At 43.2% G+C, this 20,654-nt stretch carries 19 protein-coding genes; 18 read left to right on the top strand and 1 reads right to left on the bottom strand.

Annotated features, from left to right (window positions below; genetic code table 11):
• Window positions 1-657: 657 nt before the first annotated feature.
• The 4 genes from LIZ66_RS04860 to LIZ66_RS04845 are packed head-to-tail and all read left to right on the top strand — an operon-like array spanning window position 658 to window position 2,420.
• Entirely contained in the window at window positions 658-1,008 is a 351-nt protein-coding gene (locus LIZ66_RS04860) for a hypothetical protein (RefSeq protein WP_195982987.1), read from the top strand.
• Window positions 1,009-1,029: 21 nt separating this feature from the next.
• Window positions 1,030-1,284 carry a hypothetical protein gene (locus tag LIZ66_RS04855; protein WP_195982986.1) on the top strand — a complete coding sequence of 85 codons (255 nt, stop codon included), beginning with the start codon at window positions 1,030-1,032 and terminating at the stop codon, window positions 1,282-1,284.
• 4 nt (window positions 1,285-1,288) lie between these two features.
• On the top strand, window positions 1,289-2,125 hold the full coding sequence (locus LIZ66_RS04850; protein ID WP_195982985.1) for a hypothetical protein: 837 nt from the start codon (window positions 1,289-1,291) through the stop codon (window positions 2,123-2,125).
• A gap of 58 nt (window positions 2,126-2,183) precedes the next feature.
• Window positions 2,184-2,420 (top strand): hypothetical protein, encoded by a 237-nt coding sequence (locus LIZ66_RS04845; RefSeq protein WP_195982984.1) that lies wholly within the window; start codon window positions 2,184-2,186, stop codon window positions 2,418-2,420.
• A gap of 285 nt (window positions 2,421-2,705) precedes the next feature.
• On the opposite strand, the gene LIZ66_RS04840 is transcribed toward LIZ66_RS04845, so the two are convergent.
• Window positions 2,706-2,909 carry a DUF1778 domain-containing protein gene (locus LIZ66_RS04840; RefSeq protein ID WP_195982983.1) on the bottom strand — a complete coding sequence of 68 codons (204 nt, stop codon included), beginning with the start codon at window positions 2,907-2,909 and terminating at the stop codon, window positions 2,706-2,708.
• A gap of 333 nt (window positions 2,910-3,242) precedes the next feature.
• On the opposite strand from LIZ66_RS04840, the gene LIZ66_RS04835 reads away from it, so the two are divergent.
• From LIZ66_RS04835 to LIZ66_RS04770, 14 genes are all read left to right on the top strand, one after another.
• Window positions 3,243-3,566: a hypothetical protein gene (locus LIZ66_RS04835; RefSeq protein WP_195982982.1), complete on the top strand. Its 324-nt coding sequence runs from the start codon at window positions 3,243-3,245 to the stop codon at window positions 3,564-3,566.
• The gene (locus tag LIZ66_RS04830; protein ID WP_195982981.1) at window positions 3,563-3,772 is read left to right on the top strand and encodes a hypothetical protein; all 210 of its coding nucleotides are present in this window, start codon (window positions 3,563-3,565) and stop codon (window positions 3,770-3,772) included. The genes LIZ66_RS04835 and LIZ66_RS04830 overlap by 4 nt, the downstream gene beginning before the upstream one ends.
• A gap of 196 nt (window positions 3,773-3,968) precedes the next feature.
• Window positions 3,969-4,487 carry a hypothetical protein gene (locus tag LIZ66_RS04825; RefSeq protein WP_195982980.1) on the top strand — a complete coding sequence of 173 codons (519 nt, stop codon included), beginning with the start codon at window positions 3,969-3,971 and terminating at the stop codon, window positions 4,485-4,487.
• Complete coding sequence (locus LIZ66_RS04820) at window positions 4,487-4,780, top strand: hypothetical protein (protein WP_195982979.1); 294 nt, start codon at window positions 4,487-4,489, stop codon at window positions 4,778-4,780. Before LIZ66_RS04825 ends, LIZ66_RS04820 begins: the two co-directional genes overlap by 1 nt.
• A gap of 108 nt (window positions 4,781-4,888) precedes the next feature.
• Window positions 4,889-5,110 (top strand): hypothetical protein, encoded by a 222-nt coding sequence (locus LIZ66_RS04815; RefSeq protein ID WP_195982978.1) that lies wholly within the window; start codon window positions 4,889-4,891, stop codon window positions 5,108-5,110.
• A 153-nt stretch (window positions 5,111-5,263) separates the two neighbouring features.
• Window positions 5,264-6,478, top strand: coding sequence for a tyrosine-type recombinase/integrase (locus tag LIZ66_RS04810; RefSeq protein ID WP_195982977.1), 1,215 nt, complete (start codon window positions 5,264-5,266; stop codon window positions 6,476-6,478).
• 251 nt (window positions 6,479-6,729) lie between these two features.
• Window positions 6,730-7,089, top strand: coding sequence for an Asp23/Gls24 family envelope stress response protein (locus LIZ66_RS04805; RefSeq protein ID WP_117851829.1), 360 nt, complete (start codon window positions 6,730-6,732; stop codon window positions 7,087-7,089).
• Between the two features lie 60 nt (window positions 7,090-7,149).
• Window positions 7,150-8,796, top strand: a complete 1,647-nt coding sequence (locus LIZ66_RS04800; protein WP_180006252.1) for a DAK2 domain-containing protein — start codon at window positions 7,150-7,152, stop codon at window positions 8,794-8,796.
• A 442-nt stretch (window positions 8,797-9,238) separates the two neighbouring features.
• Complete coding sequence (recG, locus tag LIZ66_RS04795) at window positions 9,239-11,317, top strand: ATP-dependent DNA helicase RecG (protein WP_227200509.1); 2,079 nt, start codon at window positions 9,239-9,241, stop codon at window positions 11,315-11,317.
• Window positions 11,318-11,592: 275 nt separating this feature from the next.
• Window positions 11,593-12,105 (top strand): DUF6465 family protein, encoded by a 513-nt coding sequence (locus LIZ66_RS04790; protein WP_118578057.1) that lies wholly within the window; start codon window positions 11,593-11,595, stop codon window positions 12,103-12,105.
• Window positions 12,106-12,534: 429 nt separating this feature from the next.
• Window positions 12,535-13,983 carry a tRNA (N6-isopentenyl adenosine(37)-C2)-methylthiotransferase MiaB gene (gene miaB / locus LIZ66_RS04785; RefSeq protein WP_118578058.1) on the top strand — a complete coding sequence of 483 codons (1,449 nt, stop codon included), beginning with the start codon at window positions 12,535-12,537 and terminating at the stop codon, window positions 13,981-13,983.
• 341 nt (window positions 13,984-14,324) lie between these two features.
• Window positions 14,325-15,413 (top strand): GGDEF domain-containing protein, encoded by a 1,089-nt coding sequence (locus tag LIZ66_RS04780; protein ID WP_227200508.1) that lies wholly within the window; start codon window positions 14,325-14,327, stop codon window positions 15,411-15,413.
• Between the two features lie 57 nt (window positions 15,414-15,470).
• Window positions 15,471-17,012 (top strand): GGDEF domain-containing protein, encoded by a 1,542-nt coding sequence (locus LIZ66_RS04775; RefSeq protein WP_227200506.1) that lies wholly within the window; start codon window positions 15,471-15,473, stop codon window positions 17,010-17,012.
• Complete coding sequence (locus LIZ66_RS04770) at window positions 17,009-20,623, top strand: ATP-binding protein (protein ID WP_227200505.1); 3,615 nt, start codon at window positions 17,009-17,011, stop codon at window positions 20,621-20,623. Before LIZ66_RS04775 ends, LIZ66_RS04770 begins: the two co-directional genes overlap by 4 nt.
• Window positions 20,624-20,654 lie beyond the last annotated feature (31 nt).

The raw sequence follows: 20,654 nt of genomic DNA, 5'->3' as shown, positions 1-20,654 counted from the left end.
CTCGTCAGAATGGTTGGTTTCCTCGTCCTTGGTGACGAATGCTAAAGCCTTGCGGTCAATCTTTGAGCTTATGATTTGTAGCTTGTAGATCAGGGCGATTAGCATGATCCTGTGTGTTCTGCTGCCAGATTGTCACAAATATTGTCATAATCGTGCGTGACAGATGGCACAAAGCCTTATAAATAGGGCGTTTCGAGTCATGAGAATGATTTATTCAGAGAAAAGCAATACATTTTCATGGCTGAAAAATCAGCTATGAACAGGAGGCAGGGAACGCCCCCGGAGGGGTATATATGCCGCCCATCTTGGGCTGAATAACCTACCCTTCCACTCGAGCAAATAAAAAAGGCTTTTAATATCAAGCTCCCTCAAAATTTTTCAAAAAAACAAAAAAGGGACTGAAATATTCTGGATGTCCGTTTTTCGGACAGTCAAAGTTCACAAAATGGGAATTGCTCAAAATTGCTTAGACGAAATTCGTCACCCCTACAATTTACATAATAATAAGCATTAAACGCCCGAATTTTGGATTTTGTGTCGTAGATGGACAATTACCATTGAATGTTTAAAAGCTGATTTTAGGACGAAATAAGCAACCAATTAACAGAGATTAAAGCAAACCTAGGCATTTATTAGGCTAGAAAGGAGATTGAAAAAATGACGATTGAAGAAGCGGCTACGGAACTAATGAAAACCTATTCCCGATTTGGGGTGGATAAAAAAGAGTTAATCCGAATGATGAAAAATGGTGTCCGAAATTATGATTTGACTGTTGCAAGCACATTTCATGGACTTCGGATGATGCTGTCTGAACAGTTTCACACACAAGAATTGTTTTCACAGCGAGATATTGCGGAAATGCTGGACATTTCAGAGCAAGAAGCAGTCGAGCAAATTGAAAAAGCGAAATCAGAGTTGCTAGAGCAGGGCGAGGATATGAGCAAGTACATTATTTCGGAGCCGAAGCGTCAAAAGTTTATATTATCACCGCAAAAATGGACAAGTTAATTTGAAAGGAGATCAGAAAAAATGGAAAAAAAATATTTTAAAGTTTTATCTAAAACTTCAAAAAGCGGAATTGGTAAAGATGGAATGCCGTATTGTTTTGAAAGTTTGACTATTGATTTTTATGGAAAATCAGCAAAAGTTGGTCTGTCCGAGAATATGGAAGTTAAACCGGGGCATTTCGTAAAACTGGGATTCTGCACACGTCGGAGTTATGGCTGTGCGGAAGTTGTTGCAACTGCAGTTGAAGTTCTTAAACCAGAAGTGAAAGGGGAATAAAGGGATGGGAAAATTTGATGAAATTCGAAGAATTATGAAGGATTTTAAGGGCGATGTGGACGGTTTGGCAAATCGAAAAATTGAAGAGATTGAGACTGCAAAGGCTCGACTGAATCCAACGGCATTAAAGGAAGAATTGGCAAGTTTGGATGCAGAATATGGTAAACATTTTGAATTTACCAGAAATATGTACCGGGAAAAATTGGCTGCTGCAGTCGCAGATCGGAGAAGGGGCAACGCTAACAAGTACATAAAGGGCTACTTTGATTTTGATTTGCTTAATAAGATGAATATTATCAGCCAAAGCGAGGTGCAACTTACAGAAGATGAACTGGCCAGCTTTTGTAAGGATGCAATGAAGAGCAGATCGGAATTTTGTGTCCGAAAAGTGCAGTTGATGGCAGAACAGAACGGATTCCGCTTAAATGTTCCGTCAGAAGCAAAGGCAAATGCGGTGCTAGATGAAGTGGCAAAAACAGCAAGTGAAGTCATTGATAAATTTACTGGGGAATTGACCGGGAAAGAAAATGGCGGAACAGGCCGTGATGGTACAAGTATGAAGATTCGTGTACATGCAGAAGGTACTTTTTTAAACAGATATGAACAGCAGTATGAGAAAGAAACAGTTGAAGACGTTCGGATCAGCCGCATTAGTAAGCAAGGCTTTGCAGAAATGGAAGCAAACAAACAGAAAAAGGCAGATCAAGAACCTGTTGAGCTTGTAAATGCTGATGGTGTTCATGTGACAGCTCAATCTAATGGAACGAACAGTGCGGCGGCGTATTTTGCAAAAAATTATTCCAATTGTATGAACCAGAAAACAACAGAGCCAGAAGATTAAGAAATTAAGTTCCCGGTGCTGGCAATCTGGTGCAGGGGCGCAAACAGGAGGGGCTGCAGTGACCGATCAAGAAATTGTTGGATGTTTGATAACGGAATTTTCCACTTTCTATCGGATATCGCCGGAACGTATCGAGAAAGTTTTCCAACTTGCAAAACAAGAGCTGGGCGATTCTATGAACGCATACTACGCGACTCAAACTCTGCTAGTGAATATGTTCCGGGCTAATTCTGAGCCGATCTGGAAAATCTCAAAGCAGACAGAAACAGTCATGAGAAAAATTCTAAGTCAATAAAAAAACCCTGGTTACTCGTGTGCGTGCATTGAATAACCGGGGTTCCTAGAAAGGTGATCGTTATCTATTAATTATTATAGTACAAGTAGCACAGAAACGCAATAAAAAAGACCGCCCAAACGAAAGAGCAGCCCTTTTTATTCATTTAAGGAAATGAAACTATCCTTTTTGTGTAGATTTATGCGTGTGGTGAGTTCGTTAAAGCTCCACGCAAGCGTTAGCCTATTTTTAAAATAGCACAAAAAGAACAAATGTTCAAGCTCTTTTTCTCTTTATTAGGCTTGATTACTTTTTGCAGTCCTGCTCCATGCGCTGATCTACAGCTTTTTTAATATAGCCGTTTACAGATTCCCCGGCGGCTTCTGCTGCCTGGCGAATGATTTCGCGTTTTCCTTTTTCAACACGAATTTTGATTTCGTCATAATTATTTTTCATATATTTTGCAACTGCTTTTTGCTGAGCTTTACTAATCTTGCTTTCTTCCGACATGTTGAACTCCTTTCTATGTTGTTGGATATAATTAAAATTATTATAGTTTATAATACTATCGGGTACAATATACATATTACACAAAATAACATTTTTATATCGGGTACAATATCGTGAATTTTACATATTGATATATCGGGTACGATAGACTATACTATAATCAGTTCAAGGGAACAGAGAACAGCGAAAAGTGAAAATGATGAGATCGCAAGATGTACCAAAGACACTGACATAACACCGGGCAAGGGTAAGCAAAGGCACAGGAGTTGTCGAGATTGGTTTAAGACCTGCCGGAGCTGATCGGGATTTCCAGAAGAGAAAGGAGATGTACATATGAGATATAATTTATCAAAGGTCATGTTGAAAGCCTGGAAGATTTACCGTAAAACAAAGGGTATCAGTTTTGGTGAAGCTCTTCACAGAGCGTGGTTATCTGCAAAGGCTGAGGAAGTAAACAATACTCGCATTGAAACAGCCAAAAAAGCGGCAAATATAACCGAGCCTGTTAATACATGGGCTAGGTGGAAAGAACTCGGATTTGAGGTTATTCACGGAAGCAAGGCATTGTTTAGCACAGCGCTGATTTGGGGAAGCCGGGGAGATGGTGCTACCTATAAGGCGAGCTTTTTCGGGGAATCCCAGGTACAACCGATATGACAGCAGAAGAGGTTTTGAAATACATTCAGCTGGTAAGCAGAAAATCTTTTATTATTTGTCATAGCGGTAATGACTGGAAACCAGAATATGAGATTGAAATGAAGCAGATTGATCAAGAACTTGCTTTACTTCGTCCCTTGGTGGATGCAGAGCATACCAAAAGAAAGGAGTTTGAGAGATGTTCACAGCAACAGAAGCAGTATTAATTTTCTTTTCTGGTGTGATGTGTACCGTTCTGTTTCAGCTCGTACATGATGGAAAAGGAATTTAATAAAAATGCCCTTGTCAGAGCTGCAACTCCGACAGGGGCGTGTAACCCGGAAACAAGCAAATCACAGGGCTACAGGTGCAGTATATCATTCCTGTTAGCCCCTAGCAAGAATTTTATGGAGGAATGATTGAATGAACAGAGCAGAAATCGCAGAAAAATACAAGGCGGTAATCGAAAGAAGATTATCAAAATTCAGAAATGATGAGGCACAGGAATTTTACACAAAAACCCTGCCTAATAGACTGGAACAGTTCAGAGCAAACTACACAGGAGCTCCAGAAAAAATGGAAGCGGCAGTGGAGGAAGAGGAAGAAGAGCGAGTTTTGGATTTCTGGGATTACCTGGATGATGAGACCGCCGAAGAGAAAGAAAAGGCTATTTCCGAGTATGCGGAGAATGATGCAGACTATCAGCCGTTGGCAAGTGAGATCATTACAGACCAGCAGGAAGAAATCGAACAGTTAAAAGCAAAATTAAAGGAAACAGAGGAACTTTGCGATTTATACTACAGTCAGAAATCTGTTAGTACACTGCAACTTGATATTATTAATTTTGTGTCAAGGATATATTCTAAGGAAACATTAAGTTTTTTGTACGGTGCTGCTAAAACGGCTTATGAATACGAGCTTAAACAGGAGGATGAGAACTAATGGAAAGATGTGCATTAACTCAAGTTCCTTGTAGAGAAGCAATTGCGGAGATTGTAGCGGAGAATAAAAACAGATATTTCTTGCAAAGAACTTATGAAGTTGCAAAAATTCTTTTGGACGGAAGCAAAGAAGAAAAGCTTATGAGCATGTCAGAAGAAGACCAAGCGAGATTCTTTTTGATCTGGAATATTTTGTGCGTGAATGAAACCGATGAAATTAAGAAGATACTTAGCTTTTCAGATTGTTTGGCAACCATGCGATTCAGAAAAAGAGCAGAGGCACAGAAGGAGTAAATATGGATTACAAGAAAGAAATTATTGAGATGCTTGACAAAATAAAAGTGGATCAGATTTTACGATACATTTATATTATTATTTCTGACATATTAAAGGAAAACAAAAATGAATAGTACAGATTTAATATATACAGAAGATCAGCAGGAAAAAATATTAGAAGAAATAAAAAACCCTCAAAATAAAGAGGGTCTTCCATCTGCTTCACTTGTTTATTCAGTTATTAACTTGCTTGGAATACAGGCAAATATGATTCAAGAATTGCAAAAAACTATTCAGAAGTTAGAACAACAAAGCAAATGTGTTGTTTCGGGGGAAAAAGAAGAATGAATTACTATAAAACAGAGATTATCAATCTTGTGCAGAATTGTGACAATAGTCACTGGCTAAAAGTTATTTATGCGTATGTGAAAGCCCTGTTAGGGTGAAGCGAATAGGGCGGCGGTAACTGCTGCCCTTTTGTAATAAAGGAGTTGTGGAAATATGGCAAGAAAAAAGAGAACAGACAGCCGGGGCAGAGTGCTGAGAGTTGGCGAAAGTCAAAACAAGCAGGGAAGATACTGCTATAGATGGACTGAACCAGTAACAGGGAAAAGAGGCACTGTATACGCGCTTTCCCTGGTGGAATTGAGAGAAAAGGAACAGCAAATACAAAAGGATATTCAAGACGGTATCAATACCAATTCTGCAAATATGACGCTGAATCAGCTATTTAACATATATATGGACGGTAAAGCAAATATCAGAGAATCAACCCGGTGCAATTACGAGAATGACTGGAATATTAGTGTAAAGCAAAGCATACTTGGTGATATGAAAATATCACAGATTAAGCAGATTCATGTAAAAAAGCTATATGCAGAGCTAAGTAAGCGGAATTTTAAAGGCTCTACAATTCAGACTTGCCATGTATTATTGTCATCAGTTTTTCAAATGGCCGTTGATTCAGATATGTTAAGAAAGAATCCCTGCAAAGGCTGTCAGAAGGAAATAAAAGTGGAGCCGAGCCAGAGGCAAGCTCTGACAGTAAAAGAGCAAAATATATTACTTGATTTTGTGGAGAACAGCAAAACTTATAATGTATATCTTCCCATGCTGACATTTGCCCTGTCTACAGCCTTGCGAATTGGTGAAATTATTGGACTTACATGGAATGACATTGATTTAAAAAATAATTTAATTCATGTTCGCCGACAATTGATATACAGAGATTTTGGAGATGGCTATAAACTTCACGTTGAGCTACCGAAAAGCCGTTCGGGAAATAGAGACATCTCATTAACAGCTATTGCAAGAAAAAGCCTATTAAAGCAGAAAGAATTGGATTTGGTTCTTGGAAAGAGGGTAAAGGAAAGACCAATTGACGGAATTAAGGGATTTGTTTTTATCACTTCAAACGGTACGCCAATATTGCCATTTAATTTCAATGATGTACTGCGGAATATTACCAACGCGTATAATAAAAAGGAGTCCAAGCTGGCAGCAGCTGAGCACAGAGAACCTATTTTGCTACCGCATATAACAGCCCATATATTACGGCACACTGCATGTACGAGAATGGCAGAAGCCGGGATGGATCCTAAAATATTACAGGGAATCATGGGGCATAGTGATATTAGCATGACAATGAATGTTTATAATCATGGAAGTATAGAAAGAATGCAAAATGAAATGAAAAAGCTAGAGAAATATATGTAAGATCAAAGCCATTCCCTACTATTGGGCGTGGCTTTTTCTACGCCAATTTTACGCCAAATTTTACGACAAACAAAGGAATATAGACGCAAATAGACGAAACATAGATTTATAAGAAATTCAAAAAAACCTTGAAAATACAGGCTTTTTGATATATGATGAACCAAGTCGAACTCTAGCATTGCGTAATGAATGAAAAAAGGGTATAATATGGTATATACATTTTGAAAATCAAATTAATGGAGGTAAACCATATGAAGGGACGTATAGATTCCGGCCTTGGCCAGATCATTATTGATACGGATGTAATCGCGACTTATGCAGGAAGCGTTGCAGTAGAATGTTTTGGTATTATCGGTATGGCCGCTGTCAGCATGAAGGACGGCCTTGTAAAGCTGCTCAGGAGAGATTCCTTACAGCATGGTATAAATGTTAAGATCACAGAAGATAATAAGATTCGCCTTGATTTTCATGTAATCGTGGCGTACGGTGTGAATATCAGCACTATTGCAGATAATCTTGTAAACAATGTGAAATATAAAGTCGAGGCTTTTACAGGAATGGAGATTGAGAAGATCAACATTTACGTAGAAGGTGTTCGTGCAATAGATTAGGATTAGAGGAGGAAACTTGTGGTGGATAGACAGACCATAGATGCCAAGATACTTTCCAGAATGTTTCTGGCAGGAGCCAAGAACCTGGAAGCGAAGAAAGAATGGATCAACGAGTTGAATGTATTCCCGGTTCCGGATGGAGATACCGGTACGAATATGACAATGACTATTATGTCAGCTGCATCAGAGGTAAGCAGTCTTACAGATCCTGATATGGAGACACTCGCCAAGGCTATTTCGTCCGGTTCCCTGCGTGGAGCCAGAGGTAACTCAGGCGTTATTCTTTCCCAGCTTCTCAGAGGCTTTACCAAGGGAACCAAGGGACATAAAGAAATGGATGCAGTTGTGATCGCAGCTGCTATGGAGAAGGCTGTAGAGACTGCATACAAAGCAGTTATGAAGCCGAAGGAAGGTACCATTCTTACAGTAGCACGTGAGGCCGCAGTAAAGGCTGCTGAGATTGCAGAGGAATCTGCAAATCTGGAGCTTTTCTTCCGTGCCATTTTCGAGCATGCTGAGAAGACACTTGCCCGCACACCGGAAATGCTTCCTGTCCTGAAAGAAGCAGGTGTAGTAGACTCAGGCGGACAGGGACTTCTAGAAGTTTTCCGTGGTGCATTTGATGGTTATCTTGGAAAAGAAATCGACTATTCTGCATTTGAGAAGGTATCTTCCGGTCCGGCAGTGACCAGGATCTCCCAGCAGGCAGAAGCGGATATCAAATTTGGATATTGCACGGAGTTCATCATTCTTTTGAATAAGCCTCTTCCAGATGAGGAGCTTCACAGCTTCAAGGAGTTCCTTACATCAATTGGTGATTCCATTGTACTGGTAGCAGATGATGAAATCGTGAAAGTACATGTACACACCAATCATCCTGGCCAGGCATTCGAGAAAGCGCTTACCTACGGTGCACTTTCCCGCATGAAGATTGATAACATGCGTGAGGAACATCAGGAGAAGCTGATCAAGGATGCCGAGAAGCTTGCCCGGGAGCAGGAAGAACAGGAGAAGAAGGAAGCTGCTGCGAAAGCTGCCAAAGAGCATAAGAAATACGGATTTATCAGTGTTTCCGTCGGAGAAGGACTCTCCACCCTGTTTAAAGAGCTGAATGTAGATTATATCATCGAGGGCGGTCAGACCATGAACCCAAGTACAGAGGACATGCTCAATGCCATCGCTGAAGTAAATGCAGATACTATTTATATTTTCCCGAATAATAAGAATATTGTTCTTGCTGCAAACCAGGCGAGAGACCTTACCGAGGACAAAGAGATCGTGGTAGTTCCTACCAAGACGATTCCGCAGGGAATCACAGCTCTGATCAGCTTCCAGCCGGAAATGAATGGAGAAGAGAATCTGGAAGCCATGATGGAGGCTGTATCCATGGTGAAGACCGGACAGGTAACATACGCAGTCCGAGACACCAGACTGGATGAGAAAGAAATCCACGAGGGCGATATTATGGGAATCGGTGATCACGGAATTCTTGCAGTAGGCAAGGGACGTGAGAATGTTGCCAAAGAGATGGTGGCAGCTATGGTAGACGAGGATTCTGAGGTGATCAGCATTTACTACGGTGCTGAGACCACAGAAGAGGATGCCGAGAGCCTTGCCGCAGAGCTGGAAGAAGCATATCCGGACTGCGAAGTAGAGGTAAATATGGGCGGACAGCCGATTTATTATTACATTATTTCTGTTGAGTAATGAATGTTACTGTTCACTGATAACGTTCCGCGAGGTGTTTTTTGTGAACAAAGTTCACAGAAAACCCGAGAATTAAGTTTGCGCAGCAAACGCTACTTCTTGTGCTTGTCACAAGAAGGTTCGTCTTTCTGTGCATCGCGAAGCGCGTTACTGGTCACGGAGTGAACAGTAACTAATGAATAGCTGCAGGGCGGCGAGTGATAAAGAGATGGAAGACAGGGTGGAAGATTTCCGCCCTGTCTTCTTTAATAATAAACATAGGCTCATTGGTAATATTAAGTTTTTTTGCGCACCGTGAAGCTGTTATTGAGTTGGAAGTGGTTAGCAGCAGGAGATATTGCTCTGGGTAAAGTGAAATAAGTATGGAAAATTGACAGTCTTTGTTGTAAAATAATGAGAACGCTTTTCGGGTAAATGAAGAAAGACCCGGAAACAGAGATGAATGATCAGAAAGAGAGGAAAAACAGTGGCAAAGCTTCTTCGGGAACTAAAAGGAGTAGGAGAAAAGACGGAAAAACTATTTCAGAAGATCAGTATCACCACAACAGATGATCTGCTCCATTATTATCCAAGAAATTACGACTCATATGAGGCACCGGAGGAAATTGGTTCTTTGAAGGAGAACTCCGTGGTGTCTGTTCGTGGAACTGTCACTGCCGGAGTCTATGTAAACAGGATCCGTAATCTTCAGGTGATCTCCATCACTGTGGCAGATACCACCGGAAAACTTCCTGTGGTATGGTTTAATGCCCCCTACTTAAAAAACACTCTGAAAAAAGGCAGCTGCTTTATTTTCCGTGGCAAAATCTCCAGAAAAAAAGGTCATCTGGAGATGGAGCATCCGGAGATTTTCACACCCGCAGCTTATGAAGAAATCCTTCACAGCATGCAGCCCATATACGGACTTACTGCAGGGCTTACAAACAAACTGATAATCAAGCTGATGCATCAGATCCTGGATGAACAGAGCCTGCAGACAGAATTTCTCCCAGATGAGATTAAGGAATTTTATCACCTGGCAGATGATAATTATGCCATTTCCACTGTCCATTTTCCAGGCAATATGCAGGAACTTCTGGTGGCGCGAAAACGCCTTGTGTTTGACGAATTCCTTTTGTTTATTCTGGCAGTACAGATCCTGAAGGGAAAAACAGAAGAAGCTCCCAATGCTTTTCCCATGAAGCCGGTATGGACCACAGAACAGGTTATGGAAGGTCTTCCTTATGATCTGACAAAGGCACAGCTAAACGCCTGGCATGAGATCGAAAGAGACCTTTGCGGACATACCCTTATGTCCCGGCTGGTTCAGGGTGACGTTGGAAGCGGAAAAACGATTCTGGCTTTTCTGGCAATGATCCTTACTGTGGAAAATGGCTATCAGGCAGCATTGATGGTGCCCACAGAGGTACTTGCAAATCAGCATTTTGAAGCATTTACAAAGCTGATAGAGGAACAGGAGATTTCATCCTGCCATCCGGTTCTTCTTACTGGCTCAACCGCCCAGAAAGAGAAAAGAAGAATCTATGGAGAAATCGCATCCGGGGAGGCAAATGTGATCATTGGAACTCACGCCCTGATCCAGGAAAAAGTGGTGTACGAGAATCTTGGCCTTGTGATCACCGATGAGCAGCATCGCTTTGGCGTGAAGCAAAGAGAGGCACTGACTACCAGGGGAAATGCGCCGCATGTGCTGGTTATGAGTGCCACTCCCATCCCCAGAACTCTTGCGATCATTGTATACGGGGATCTGGATATTTCCATTATAGATGAGCTTCCTGCCATGCGTCTCCCGATTAAGAACTGTGTAGTTGGCACGTCTTATCGCCCGAAAGCCTACTCCTTTATAGAAAGGCAGGTGCGGGAAGGGCGCCAGGCGTATGTGATTTGCCCTATGGTAGAAGAAAGCGAGGGGGCAGACGGGGAAAACGTGACGGACTATACAGCACGGCTGAGAGAGATTTTTCCATCAGACATCACCATTGGAATGCTCCATGGAAAAATGAAGCCCAAGGAAAAGAATGAGATCATGGAACAGTTTGCAAGGGGAGAAATCCAGGTGCTGGTGTCTACTACAGTAGTGGAAGTAGGTGTAAATGTGCCAAATGCTACGGTGATGATGGTAGAAAATGCAGAGCGGTTCGGACTTGCACAGCTTCATCAGCTGAGAGGGCGTGTTGGACGTGGGGCATATCAGTCTTACTGTATTTTTATGCAGGGAAATGAAGAGGAAGAGACCTCCAGGAGACTGGAGATTTTGAATAAATCGAATGATGGATTTTTTATAGCAGGGGAGGATCTGAAGCTTCGGGGACCGGGAGATCTGTTTGGAATCCGTCAGAGCGGACAGCTGGAGTTCCGGATCGGAGATATTTATCAGGATTCAGATGTACTGAAAGCTGCCAGTGACGCCGCAGGAGGAATTCTGGAGCTTGACAGGGAACTGGATCTGCCCCAGCACGAAAAACTGAAGGAAAGATTGAATGCTTATATGAAATATGACCTTGAGAACCTTGGTCTGTAAGGTTATACAGGGAAATAGATGACGAAAAAAACAAGAAAATCCATCCATTTTTTGGCAATAACTGTGCAAGAAAACAAAAATTATCAGGATTTTAAGATTTGTACCCGAAGATTTCCTGAAATTAACAGGTTTTGTTTGTGTACTTTTACCTATGAATTCAGAGAAATGGTTTGTCAAGGGGGATTTTAGCAGAACTTGCAAAAAAAATTGATTCGTAGTATTCTATCATAGAAGCGAAAACGAAGATTATATTCACCGTCAAGGAGGCTATTATAATGGCTACGAAGAGAACTACAAAAAAGGCAGAAACAATGGCGGCCAAGAAGGCTGCTAAGACTGTGGCTGAGGTTAAAGCTACAGCTGCAGCAGAGGTAAAGGCTGAGCCAAGTAAGGCAGAGGCTGTTAAGACAGCTGTTGTTGAGACTGTGAAAGCAGCTACAGAGACTGTTAAGGCTGCTACTGAGAGCGTTAAAGAGACTGCGAAAGAGGCTGTTAAGGAGACTGCAAAGGCTCCGGCTAAGACAGCTGGGAAGGCAGAGGCTAAGAAGCCTGCTGTTAGAAGAACTGCTAAGAAGGCGGCTGTTGCAGCTGAGGAGATTTTTATTCAGTATGCAGGCAAGGAATTCACTACTAAGGATGTAGTAGCAAATGTGAAAAAGGCCTGGACAGAGATGACCGGAAAGAAAGAAGAAGATATCCAGGATATTAAAGTTTACGTTAAGACTGAAGAGAATAAGGCATATTATGTAGTAAACGGTGAAGCAGAGGGACATTACGTAGAGCTGTAATTTCCCCTATATGAATGGCTTCAGGGAGTGTGTGAGTGCGTTCCCTGAAGCCTTTTTTGATTTCGAGGGACGTGAGAGGAAGTGAGTGCCGTCTGGGGGCGGTGCCGAAATGGGGTGTCTGGCTCCGCCGCCTAGTGATCTATAAAATTGCAAACTCGCCCTTGCAGGGCTCAGACAGTGCAATTTTATAGATCGCTATGCTCGCCAGACGCCCCATTTCGGCAATGCCCCCAGACGGCACCCACTTCCTCTCACTGGTTACTGGGAAGGGACGGCGGCTGCAGGCAGCGCCTGGGGGAGTATAATTGTATAGGTGGTGTGGGGAAATAAATTGCTGGACAAAAGGGGGTAAATAGGATAAAATATTTAGATATAGACAGGAGTAGCCCCTTGATTTGACAAGGGGTCTTTTTATGAAAGGAATAAAGTATGTTTAATGAAATTGATTTCAGTAAGATAGATACGAGTATTACACCGCCTCAGGATGATACAGAGCGTCAGTATTATTATATGGCGAAGCTGGCTGAGATGGTGGCTTTGAGGGAGCGGGAGCTGGGACGGCGGATTACTTATTGTCTGCAGACGTTTGGGTGTCAGATGAATGAGAAGCAATCTGAGGTTGTTGCAGGGATTATGGATGAGATTGGTTTTAAGAGACAGGAAACAGAGGATGCGGATGTTGTGATTTATAATACCTGTACGGTTCGTGAGAATGCCAATCTTAAGGTGTATGGTCGCCTTGGTAAGCTGCATAGTCTGAAGAAGTCTAATCCGGATATGAAGATTGCTTTGTTTGGGTGTATGATGCAGGAGAAGCAGGTTGTGGATAAGATCCAGAAGGATTATCCATTTGTCAATCTGGTGTTTGGAACCCATAATATTTTTAAGTTTGCAGAGCTGTTTTATGAGATGGAGAATCGTGACAGCCAGCTGATCGATATCTGGGAGGGTACGGATAAGATCGTGGAGGAGCTGCCTACAGAGCGTAATTATTCTTTTAAGTCCGGTGTGAATATTATGTTTGGATGTAATAATTTCTGCAGTTATTGCATTGTGCCTTATGTAAGAGGGCGTGAAAGAAGCCGTGAGCCGGAGGCGATTGTGAAAGAGATAGAGGCTCTGGTGGCGGATGGCGTTACAGAGGTTATGCTTCTGGGACAGAATGTAAACTCTTATGGAAAGACTTTGAAGGATCCGGTGACTTTTGCACAGCTTCTTGAGAAGGTGGAGCAGATCGAGGGGCTGAAGAGAATCCGGTTTATGACTTCTCATCCGAAGGATCTATCTGATGAGCTGATCGAATATATGAGTAAGAGCAGGAAGGTGTGCCATCATCTGCATCTGCCTATGCAGTCTGGCAGCAGCCGTATCCTGAAGATCATGAACCGGCATTATGATAAGGAGAAGTATCTGGGACTGGTGGAGAAAATCCGTACAGCGGTGCCGGATATTTCCCTGACTACAGATATTATTGTAGGTTTCCCGGGTGAAACTGAGGAGGATTTTCAGGAAACTCTGGATGTAGTGGAGAAATCTGATTTTGATACTGCATTTACCTTTATCTATTCCAAGAGAAGCGGCACTCCTGCGGCGAAGATGGAGGATCAGGTTCCAGAGGATGTGGTGAAGGATCGTTTTGACCGCCTTCTAAAGCTGGTTCAGGAGAAAGGAAGAGAAGTCTCTTCCAGATTCCAGGGCGAGGTTCAGGAAGTTCTTGTTGAGACGGAGAGCAAGGAAAAGGGTATTTTCACAGGAAGAACCCAGTATAATCTGCTGGTTCATTTTCCAGGAACCCCGGATCTTCTTGGCAAGTATGTGAATGTGCGTCTGGATACCTGTAAAGGCTTCTATTACATGGGAACAAGAGTGGAGGATTAAAGCACCTGCCGAATCGTTACAAAAGATTTATATATCAGATTTTTTGATTCTGTAATCCTGACTATGAATAAAAAGCAATATTTGGCAAAAAGGCTACTGTCACTTCGTGACCAGTAACACGCTTTGCGATGCGCAGAAATCATGCATTCGCATGATTTCGCGCTGAGATTCCCGGGTTCCCTGTGAACTTTGTTCGCAAAAAGCACCTTGCGGAACGTTACCATTGAACCGTAAAGTAAAAAGCGCAAATAATATAAATAATTACAAAAAAAGGTTGCATTTTTGTGATAAATAGTGCAATATTATTATATTGAACACTCGTGGGAAAGGCGGCACCTGTAATGGTTAAAGGGCTGTGCAGGAAATTTAATGCATTGTTGAGGAAAGAAGCAGTTCATGAGAATGAGCCTCAGCGTATATTGTTCCTTCTCAGAATTATATTGTTGATTCTGGGACTTTATTTTCTGATCATTCCGTTAGTATTCTGCATTGTGGGACCGAAGACAGAGGTCTGGACAGGATATATTTTCGCAGCAATGTCGGTTGCTGCTTTTTATGCAACATACCGGTTGAAGGTACACACCAGTGTGCTTGTCTGCAGCGGTCTGCAGCTGGCATGGATAATTGTGTTTGTTATTCTCTATGGATGGGACTGCGGTATTCAGCATCTGATGTTTGAGATGCTGGTACTGGTATATTTTGCTGTCTACAATTCTCTTGTGTATAAGGTCAGCTATACAGCAGTTCTGTTTGCAGTACGATTCAGCCTGTTTTTGTACTGCAGGGTAAATATTTCTGTTTTTGCCCTGACAGAAACGGCTACAGTTGTATTACAGATCATAAATACCATTGTGACGTTTGTGCTTATGGCTGTAGCGTGCAGTATGTTCAGCTCCAATGTGGAATCTGCGGAGAAGAAGCTGGTGTTGTATAATGAGCAGCTGAAGAAACAGGCAGGGACCGATCCGCTGACAGGTTTGTGGAACCGCCGTCAGATGATGCAGTATATTACGGAGAAGCACAGGAAAGAGCCTGCTATGGCGTTTACCATTGGTATGGGCGATATTGATTTCTTTAAGAGGATCAATGACCACTGGGGACATGACTGCGGAGATGCGGTACTGGTATGGATCACACAGCATATGAGCCGGGAATTGGGTGAGCATGCCAAATTGTGCCGCTGGGGAGGCGAAGAATTCATCTTCTTTTTCCCAGATATGAACGGAGACGAAGTATGCCTTATGCTCAACTCTCTTCGCATGAAGCTGGACAACGATCTGTTTGACTGGAGGGGAGAATGGATTCCGGTTACTATGACGTTTGGCGTGGAGGAGAATGATTTCAAGTCCAATATAGACACCTTGCTGAAAAATGTGGATGCGAAACTTTATATGGGCAAAGAACAGGGAAGAGACCGGGTGATCTATTAAACTCACCGGGTCTTTTGTCGAATTAACAACAGTAATAAGCAGGAGAATAAAACTTGTATGTATACAGTTGAAGAAATAAAAAATAAAGTAAAAACAGGAACCTGGACAAAAGAGGATGTGGCACGCTGTGTGGAGGAGCTGAAGCAGATATCGGATTTTACTGTTTATACAGAAGAAATCTATTATATAAGTTATGGGATTTTTGCCTATAATTTTCGGGAATATGCCTATCCTCTGATCGAAATCTGCCGGGAGGCCGGAGTTCACATGGAGCGTTCCAAGGAGAAATCCAGACTTTATCTTGCCCTGGTAAGACTTTATTTCTGCCTTGGTTTTCCCCCGAAGATTGTGGAATATGGCCTGAAATATGCCAATTCCGGATTTACCTTAAGATCCCCTCTGAAATCTGTTTATAACACTATCGTAGCCGCTTTTTCAGACTGTGGACTGTTTTTTGAGGCGGATTTTTATCTGGAGAAAATGATGGATATTTCCAGACTGGATCCCTGTGACAGCAGTGTGGATTTCTGGAATTCGGATACTTTAAATGAGCTGGTCTATTATGACAGCAAGGTTTACGTGAAGCTGGGCATGGGAGATGTTGCAGGCGCGGAGCAGGCGGCAGTGGATATGCAGGCGATTCTTACAGAACGGGAGATTCCTGAAGATGGCAGAGCCTTTTTCCTGCTTCAGAAGGAATTTACGGACTTGTATCTTCGCCTTTACCAGCAAAAAGACAAGGCGGTCATTGCGGAAGAATTTAACAGCTATATGAAGAAAATGGAAGCCGGGGAGGGTGCCAGGGATACCTTAAGCTTCTGCGTCTGCTATTTCGGAGAGTTCCTTCAGGTAATGGCGGAGGAAGAACGCTGGGACGATATTATACGTATTGGCAGCTACATTAAGAATGCCCGGAATTTCAGCGGAAGCTTCTGTCCGGTTTATAAGCTTATGCGCACGGCTGCATACGGAAGTGACCGGGAAGAGCTTCGGAGACAGATACCGGAATTCGAGAGAATGTATCTGGAGTCTCTGGAGCAGGAGAAGGAGAATTACGACCAGATGGTACGTCTCCTTACCCGTGAGGAGCTTCGGATTGAACGCCTGAAGGTGTCCATGGAGAGGGATGCCCTTACCGGCTGTCTGAACCGTGCGGCTTTTGACCACAACAGCAAGCGCTTTATGAAGAATCATAAGAAGGGCAGCCTTGTATTTATTGACCTGGATTATCTGAAGCTGATCAATGACTGCTATGGCCATGAAAACGGAGACCGTTACCTGGTGTGTTTTGCAGAGAATATGAAGTGTGCTATGGACAGGCAGGATCTTCTGTACCGGTATGCAGGAGATGAGTTCCTTATTTTGTCTGCACTGGAGCCGGAGCAGATACAGGAACGGCTAAACGAAATTCTGGAAAAGAGCCCGATCCATTTTGATATTAACGGAGAAATCCGCAACATCAGCTTTTCCTATGGCATTGTGGCATTTGAGGAAAAAAAGGGAAAAATCGCAGATTTGGTGAAGGAAGCGGATCAAAGAATGTATCAGTGCAAGAGCCGGAATCATGAGCGTATTTCCAAAAGAGGTGCGGCGGAATGATCACGCGGGAAAATATTATTCATTTTTACACCAAATACAAAGAAAATCTGAAGACGGAAGATCAGATTCAGGAGAATCTGCTGAAGGCAGAAGACCAGGAGGCGTGGATCGAAAATCTGAAGAACAAATCCAGAATGATGCGCCGGCTTTACATTGAAAATGAGGCACTTCTGAATCTGTATATCCGCCCCTTCCTTGACGGAGAGGCGGAGCTGAACGAGGAACTGGCAAGAGAATTTCTGCATCAGATCCGCATGGCCGATGAGGAGGGCTATGAGGATAACCTTGCCATGCTGGAAATTCTGGAGCTTCTGGATGGATATTTTCAGAAAAGTGATGATCTGGACTCTTATATCTGGACCCTGAATCTTCTGGGAAATTTTTATAACCGTCCCTTCAGTGATGAAGATGGAAAGAAAGGAGCCATGTATTTTGACAGACTGCGGGCACTTTCTTCCAGATATTTTGAAATCGAGGATTTTGACGTAAGGAAGCGAATCCTTTTTTCTTATTATAATTTTCCGATAGTGTTGATGAACTTTAATCTGGACACGGCCAAGGAGCTTTTGCAGTACATTGATGAGGCAATGGAATTTTATAATGATGAGAAAGTCCGGGAATTAGACGGAGAGCGGTTTGATTTTGATGAACTGATCGAAGAACTGAATTATGATCTTCTTGGAAATTCAGTCCTGAGATTTACCGTGAGGGAGATTGATCCGGAGCTTCTTTCCAGAGCATCCCGGGTTCTGGAAGAATATTATCAGCGTGAGCTTGAGAAGAATCCGGAGCCCTACGAAATGCTGGATGAAATATACTGTAATTATAAGTCCTGTCTGTTCTATCAGGGTAAGATAACCTGCACAGAGCTTCTGGAGGATTACCGGAAATTCTGTGAACACAGTATGGAGCATGACGATCTGGACAGCCAGGAGGGAGTGCCTTTTTCTGACAGCCGCTATTTTCAGGTTGCGATTAACCATTTGCCGACGATTTTGGAATTGTTGGAGAAATATGCGGATGAATATCACGGAGCACCAGATCTCCGTGATTTTTGTGTATCCAATTATGTGCATGCTATTCGCAGGCTGTCCAGGACAGAAAACGATACCTTTGTAAATGATGTAGTATGGCGTTCTCTCAGGGATGTGTTGAAATATATTACTGGAGATGAAATAAACACCCTGGTTCTTATGCAGATCATGGTAAGCCGGGATGAGGGCACTGCCATGCACAGTGCAATGGTGGAGCAGATTGCCAGGCGAATTCTGAATGTAGTGATGAAAAAGCGGCCGGAGCTTCTGATTGGAACCTTTGGTTATGAGAACGTGGTGGAAGTGCTGGAAAATCAGGAGACCATTCTGGACTATGTTTCCCAGTCTGCACAGCTTCTGGATATTGGAATGATCAGACTTGCATCTATTGTGAACAAGCAGTCACGGCAGCTGACACAAAGGGAAAAGAATGATATTCTCAGCCATCCCTGTGAGGGGGCTAAATTCGTAGAGGAGATTCCGGCTCTTTGCAAATATCGGGATGCTGTTCTGGGACATCACAAATCCTGGGATGGAAAAATAGGATATCCGGCAGATTTTGACAATACCAGGTCAAATGTGCGTTTCCTTATTGAAATACTGCATATCAGCGATTGTCTGGATGCAGCCACTGACTTTGTGGGACGAAGCTATAAGAATGCCAAGAAGCTGGAACAAGTAGCGGAGGAGTTTTCCTGGGGAAAGGGTTCTGTTTATTGTCCGGAGCTGGTGGAGCTTCTGGAAGAGGATAAAGAACTGCAGGGAGATCTCAGATATCTGCTGGGAGCGGGACGCATCCGTACTTGTTATTCGGTATATGGCAAGGCAGTAGATCAAAATGAAATAGAAGAAAGCAGGCTGTTCACAGATATTGAAAACTGGGAAGCCAGCAGCCGGAAGCAAAGTGATGAAGAGGGAGATACGATTCTCGATTTCCTTCACAAAAGCGGAAACGAGAGCCGTCAGCTTCTTGGAGCACTGGCAAGGAATTCTCTGATCATTTTGTATGTGGATATGATGTCTGGCGAATACAAGGTATACTACCGCGGAAACCAGAGACTTCTGGATAAAAAGATTCCGGACGGTTATTACGGAGACTTCCTGAAAGAATATCTGGCGCCAAACTGTGAACCGGGTGATTGGGAAAAAGTACGGCTGAAAATCAGACTGTCAGAGCTTTCCCGCATATTTCTGGAGCAGGAGGGCAGCTATGAGTGTGAAGCCCGGATCCGGGCAAAAGATGCTTACCGCTGGGTGCGGTTCCAGTTTATCTGCCTGGACGAGGAAAATGTTATGCCTGGCATGATGACTGTGATCGCGACAGATGTTCAGGAAAGCCACAGCAGAAATGAACAGCTGATGAACAGTCTGAAGGAGGCATATCAGTCTGCAGAAGAGGCAAACAAGGCAAAAAGCATTTTCCTCAGCAGTATGTCCCATGACATTCGCACTCCTATGAATGGAATACTTGGTATGACCCAGATCGCCATGAATCATCTGAACGATCCTGCGCGTATTCTGGATTGTCTTCAGAAGATCGACGATTCTTCCAGACACCTTCTGGAGCTGATCAATGAGGTTCTGGATATGTCGAAAATTGAGAGTGGGGATACGATGCTTCATGAGGAACCACTGTACCTGAGCAAAACCATGAAAATTGTGGATGGAGTATGCCGTCAGGCAGCTGTTGACAAACACCAGATTTTTGATATGGATATAGAAGAAATCCGGGACGATCATGTGCTGGCAGATCCGGTAAGACTCAGGCAGGTTTTGATCAATCTGATTTCCAATGGAGTGAAGTACACGCCTGAGCATGGATGTGTGCAGGTAAAGGTAACCCAGGGCAATAGCTTTGCAGAGGGCAAAGCAAGCTATTCTTTTGTGGTGAAGGACAATGGAATCGGCATGTCGGAAGAATTTCAGAAGAAGCTGTTTGAGCCTTTTTCCCGCGAAGATAACAGCATGACAAATGCTACCCAGGGAACTGGACTGGGACTTTCTATTGCCAAGTCTATCATTGCACAGATGGGTGGAAGTATTGAGGTAAAGAGCATTCAGGGGAAAGGTACGACGTTTCTTGTGCGGCTGGATCTGAAGCTTGTGGAAGAAGAGAAGGAGGCTGACCAGGCCTTACTGGCAGCAGAGGCTGGTGAAGAGAAGGAAAAGGATCCGGGCTTTTTGAAGGGACGCAGGATCATGCTGGTGGAGGACAATGAGCTGAACCGGGAGATTGCGTACGAGCTTTTGTCCGAATCCGGTCTGATCGTGGATGTGGCAGAGAATGGGCAGGAGGCGATCAAGCTTCTTGGAATCAGGCCGGAGAATTATTATGAACTGATCTTCATGGATATCCAGATGCCGGTGATGAATGGGTATGAGGCCACGGCAACTATCCGTGCAGGAGAGAGTGACTACTGGAAAAATATTCCGGTGATCGCCATGACCGCAAATGTGTTCCAGGAGGATGAGAGCCGGGCAGCAGAGTGTGGAATGAGTGATTATGTGACTAAGCCTATTGACATGAATGTGATTTATTCTGTCCTTGAAAAATGGCTTCGGGGACAGAAAGGATGATGTGAGCCAGTACCTGCCAGAGCTTTTTATA

Source organism: Blautia faecis, from assembly GCF_020554845.1.
GTDB classification, from domain to species: domain Bacteria; phylum Bacillota; class Clostridia; order Lachnospirales; family Lachnospiraceae; genus Blautia_A; species Blautia_A faecis.
This window is presented reverse-complemented; position numbering and strand designations above follow the sequence as displayed.

Coding starts and splice junctions, on each gene's coding strand:
- recG (WP_227200509.1), top strand. CDS start 9,239: ATGATCAGAAAGAGAGGAAAAACAGTGGCAAAGCTTCTTCGGGAACTA.
- LIZ66_RS04800 (WP_180006252.1), top strand. CDS start 7,150: ATGTTTCTGGCAGGAGCCAAGAACCTGGAAGCGAAGAAAGAATGGATC.
- LIZ66_RS04840 (WP_195982983.1), bottom strand. CDS start 2,909: ATGTCGGAAGAAAGCAAGATTAGTAAAGCTCAGCAAAAAGCAGTTGCA.
- LIZ66_RS04835 (WP_195982982.1), top strand. CDS start 3,243: ATGAGATATAATTTATCAAAGGTCATGTTGAAAGCCTGGAAGATTTAC.
- miaB (WP_118578058.1), top strand. CDS start 12,535: ATGTTTAATGAAATTGATTTCAGTAAGATAGATACGAGTATTACACCG.
- LIZ66_RS04780 (WP_227200508.1), top strand. CDS start 14,325: ATGGTTAAAGGGCTGTGCAGGAAATTTAATGCATTGTTGAGGAAAGAA.
- LIZ66_RS04825 (WP_195982980.1), top strand. CDS start 3,969: ATGAACAGAGCAGAAATCGCAGAAAAATACAAGGCGGTAATCGAAAGA.
- LIZ66_RS04810 (WP_195982977.1), top strand. CDS start 5,264: ATGGCAAGAAAAAAGAGAACAGACAGCCGGGGCAGAGTGCTGAGAGTT.
- LIZ66_RS04790 (WP_118578057.1), top strand. CDS start 11,593: ATGGCTACGAAGAGAACTACAAAAAAGGCAGAAACAATGGCGGCCAAG.
- LIZ66_RS04770 (WP_227200505.1), top strand. CDS start 17,009: ATGATCACGCGGGAAAATATTATTCATTTTTACACCAAATACAAAGAA.
- LIZ66_RS04820 (WP_195982979.1), top strand. CDS start 4,487: ATGGAAAGATGTGCATTAACTCAAGTTCCTTGTAGAGAAGCAATTGCG.
- LIZ66_RS04855 (WP_195982986.1), top strand. CDS start 1,030: ATGGAAAAAAAATATTTTAAAGTTTTATCTAAAACTTCAAAAAGCGGA.
- LIZ66_RS04860 (WP_195982987.1), top strand. CDS start 658: ATGACGATTGAAGAAGCGGCTACGGAACTAATGAAAACCTATTCCCGA.
- LIZ66_RS04775 (WP_227200506.1), top strand. CDS start 15,471: ATGTATACAGTTGAAGAAATAAAAAATAAAGTAAAAACAGGAACCTGG.
- LIZ66_RS04805 (WP_117851829.1), top strand. CDS start 6,730: ATGAAGGGACGTATAGATTCCGGCCTTGGCCAGATCATTATTGATACG.
- LIZ66_RS04815 (WP_195982978.1), top strand. CDS start 4,889: ATGAATAGTACAGATTTAATATATACAGAAGATCAGCAGGAAAAAATA.
- LIZ66_RS04830 (WP_195982981.1), top strand. CDS start 3,563: ATGACAGCAGAAGAGGTTTTGAAATACATTCAGCTGGTAAGCAGAAAA.
- LIZ66_RS04850 (WP_195982985.1), top strand. CDS start 1,289: ATGGGAAAATTTGATGAAATTCGAAGAATTATGAAGGATTTTAAGGGC.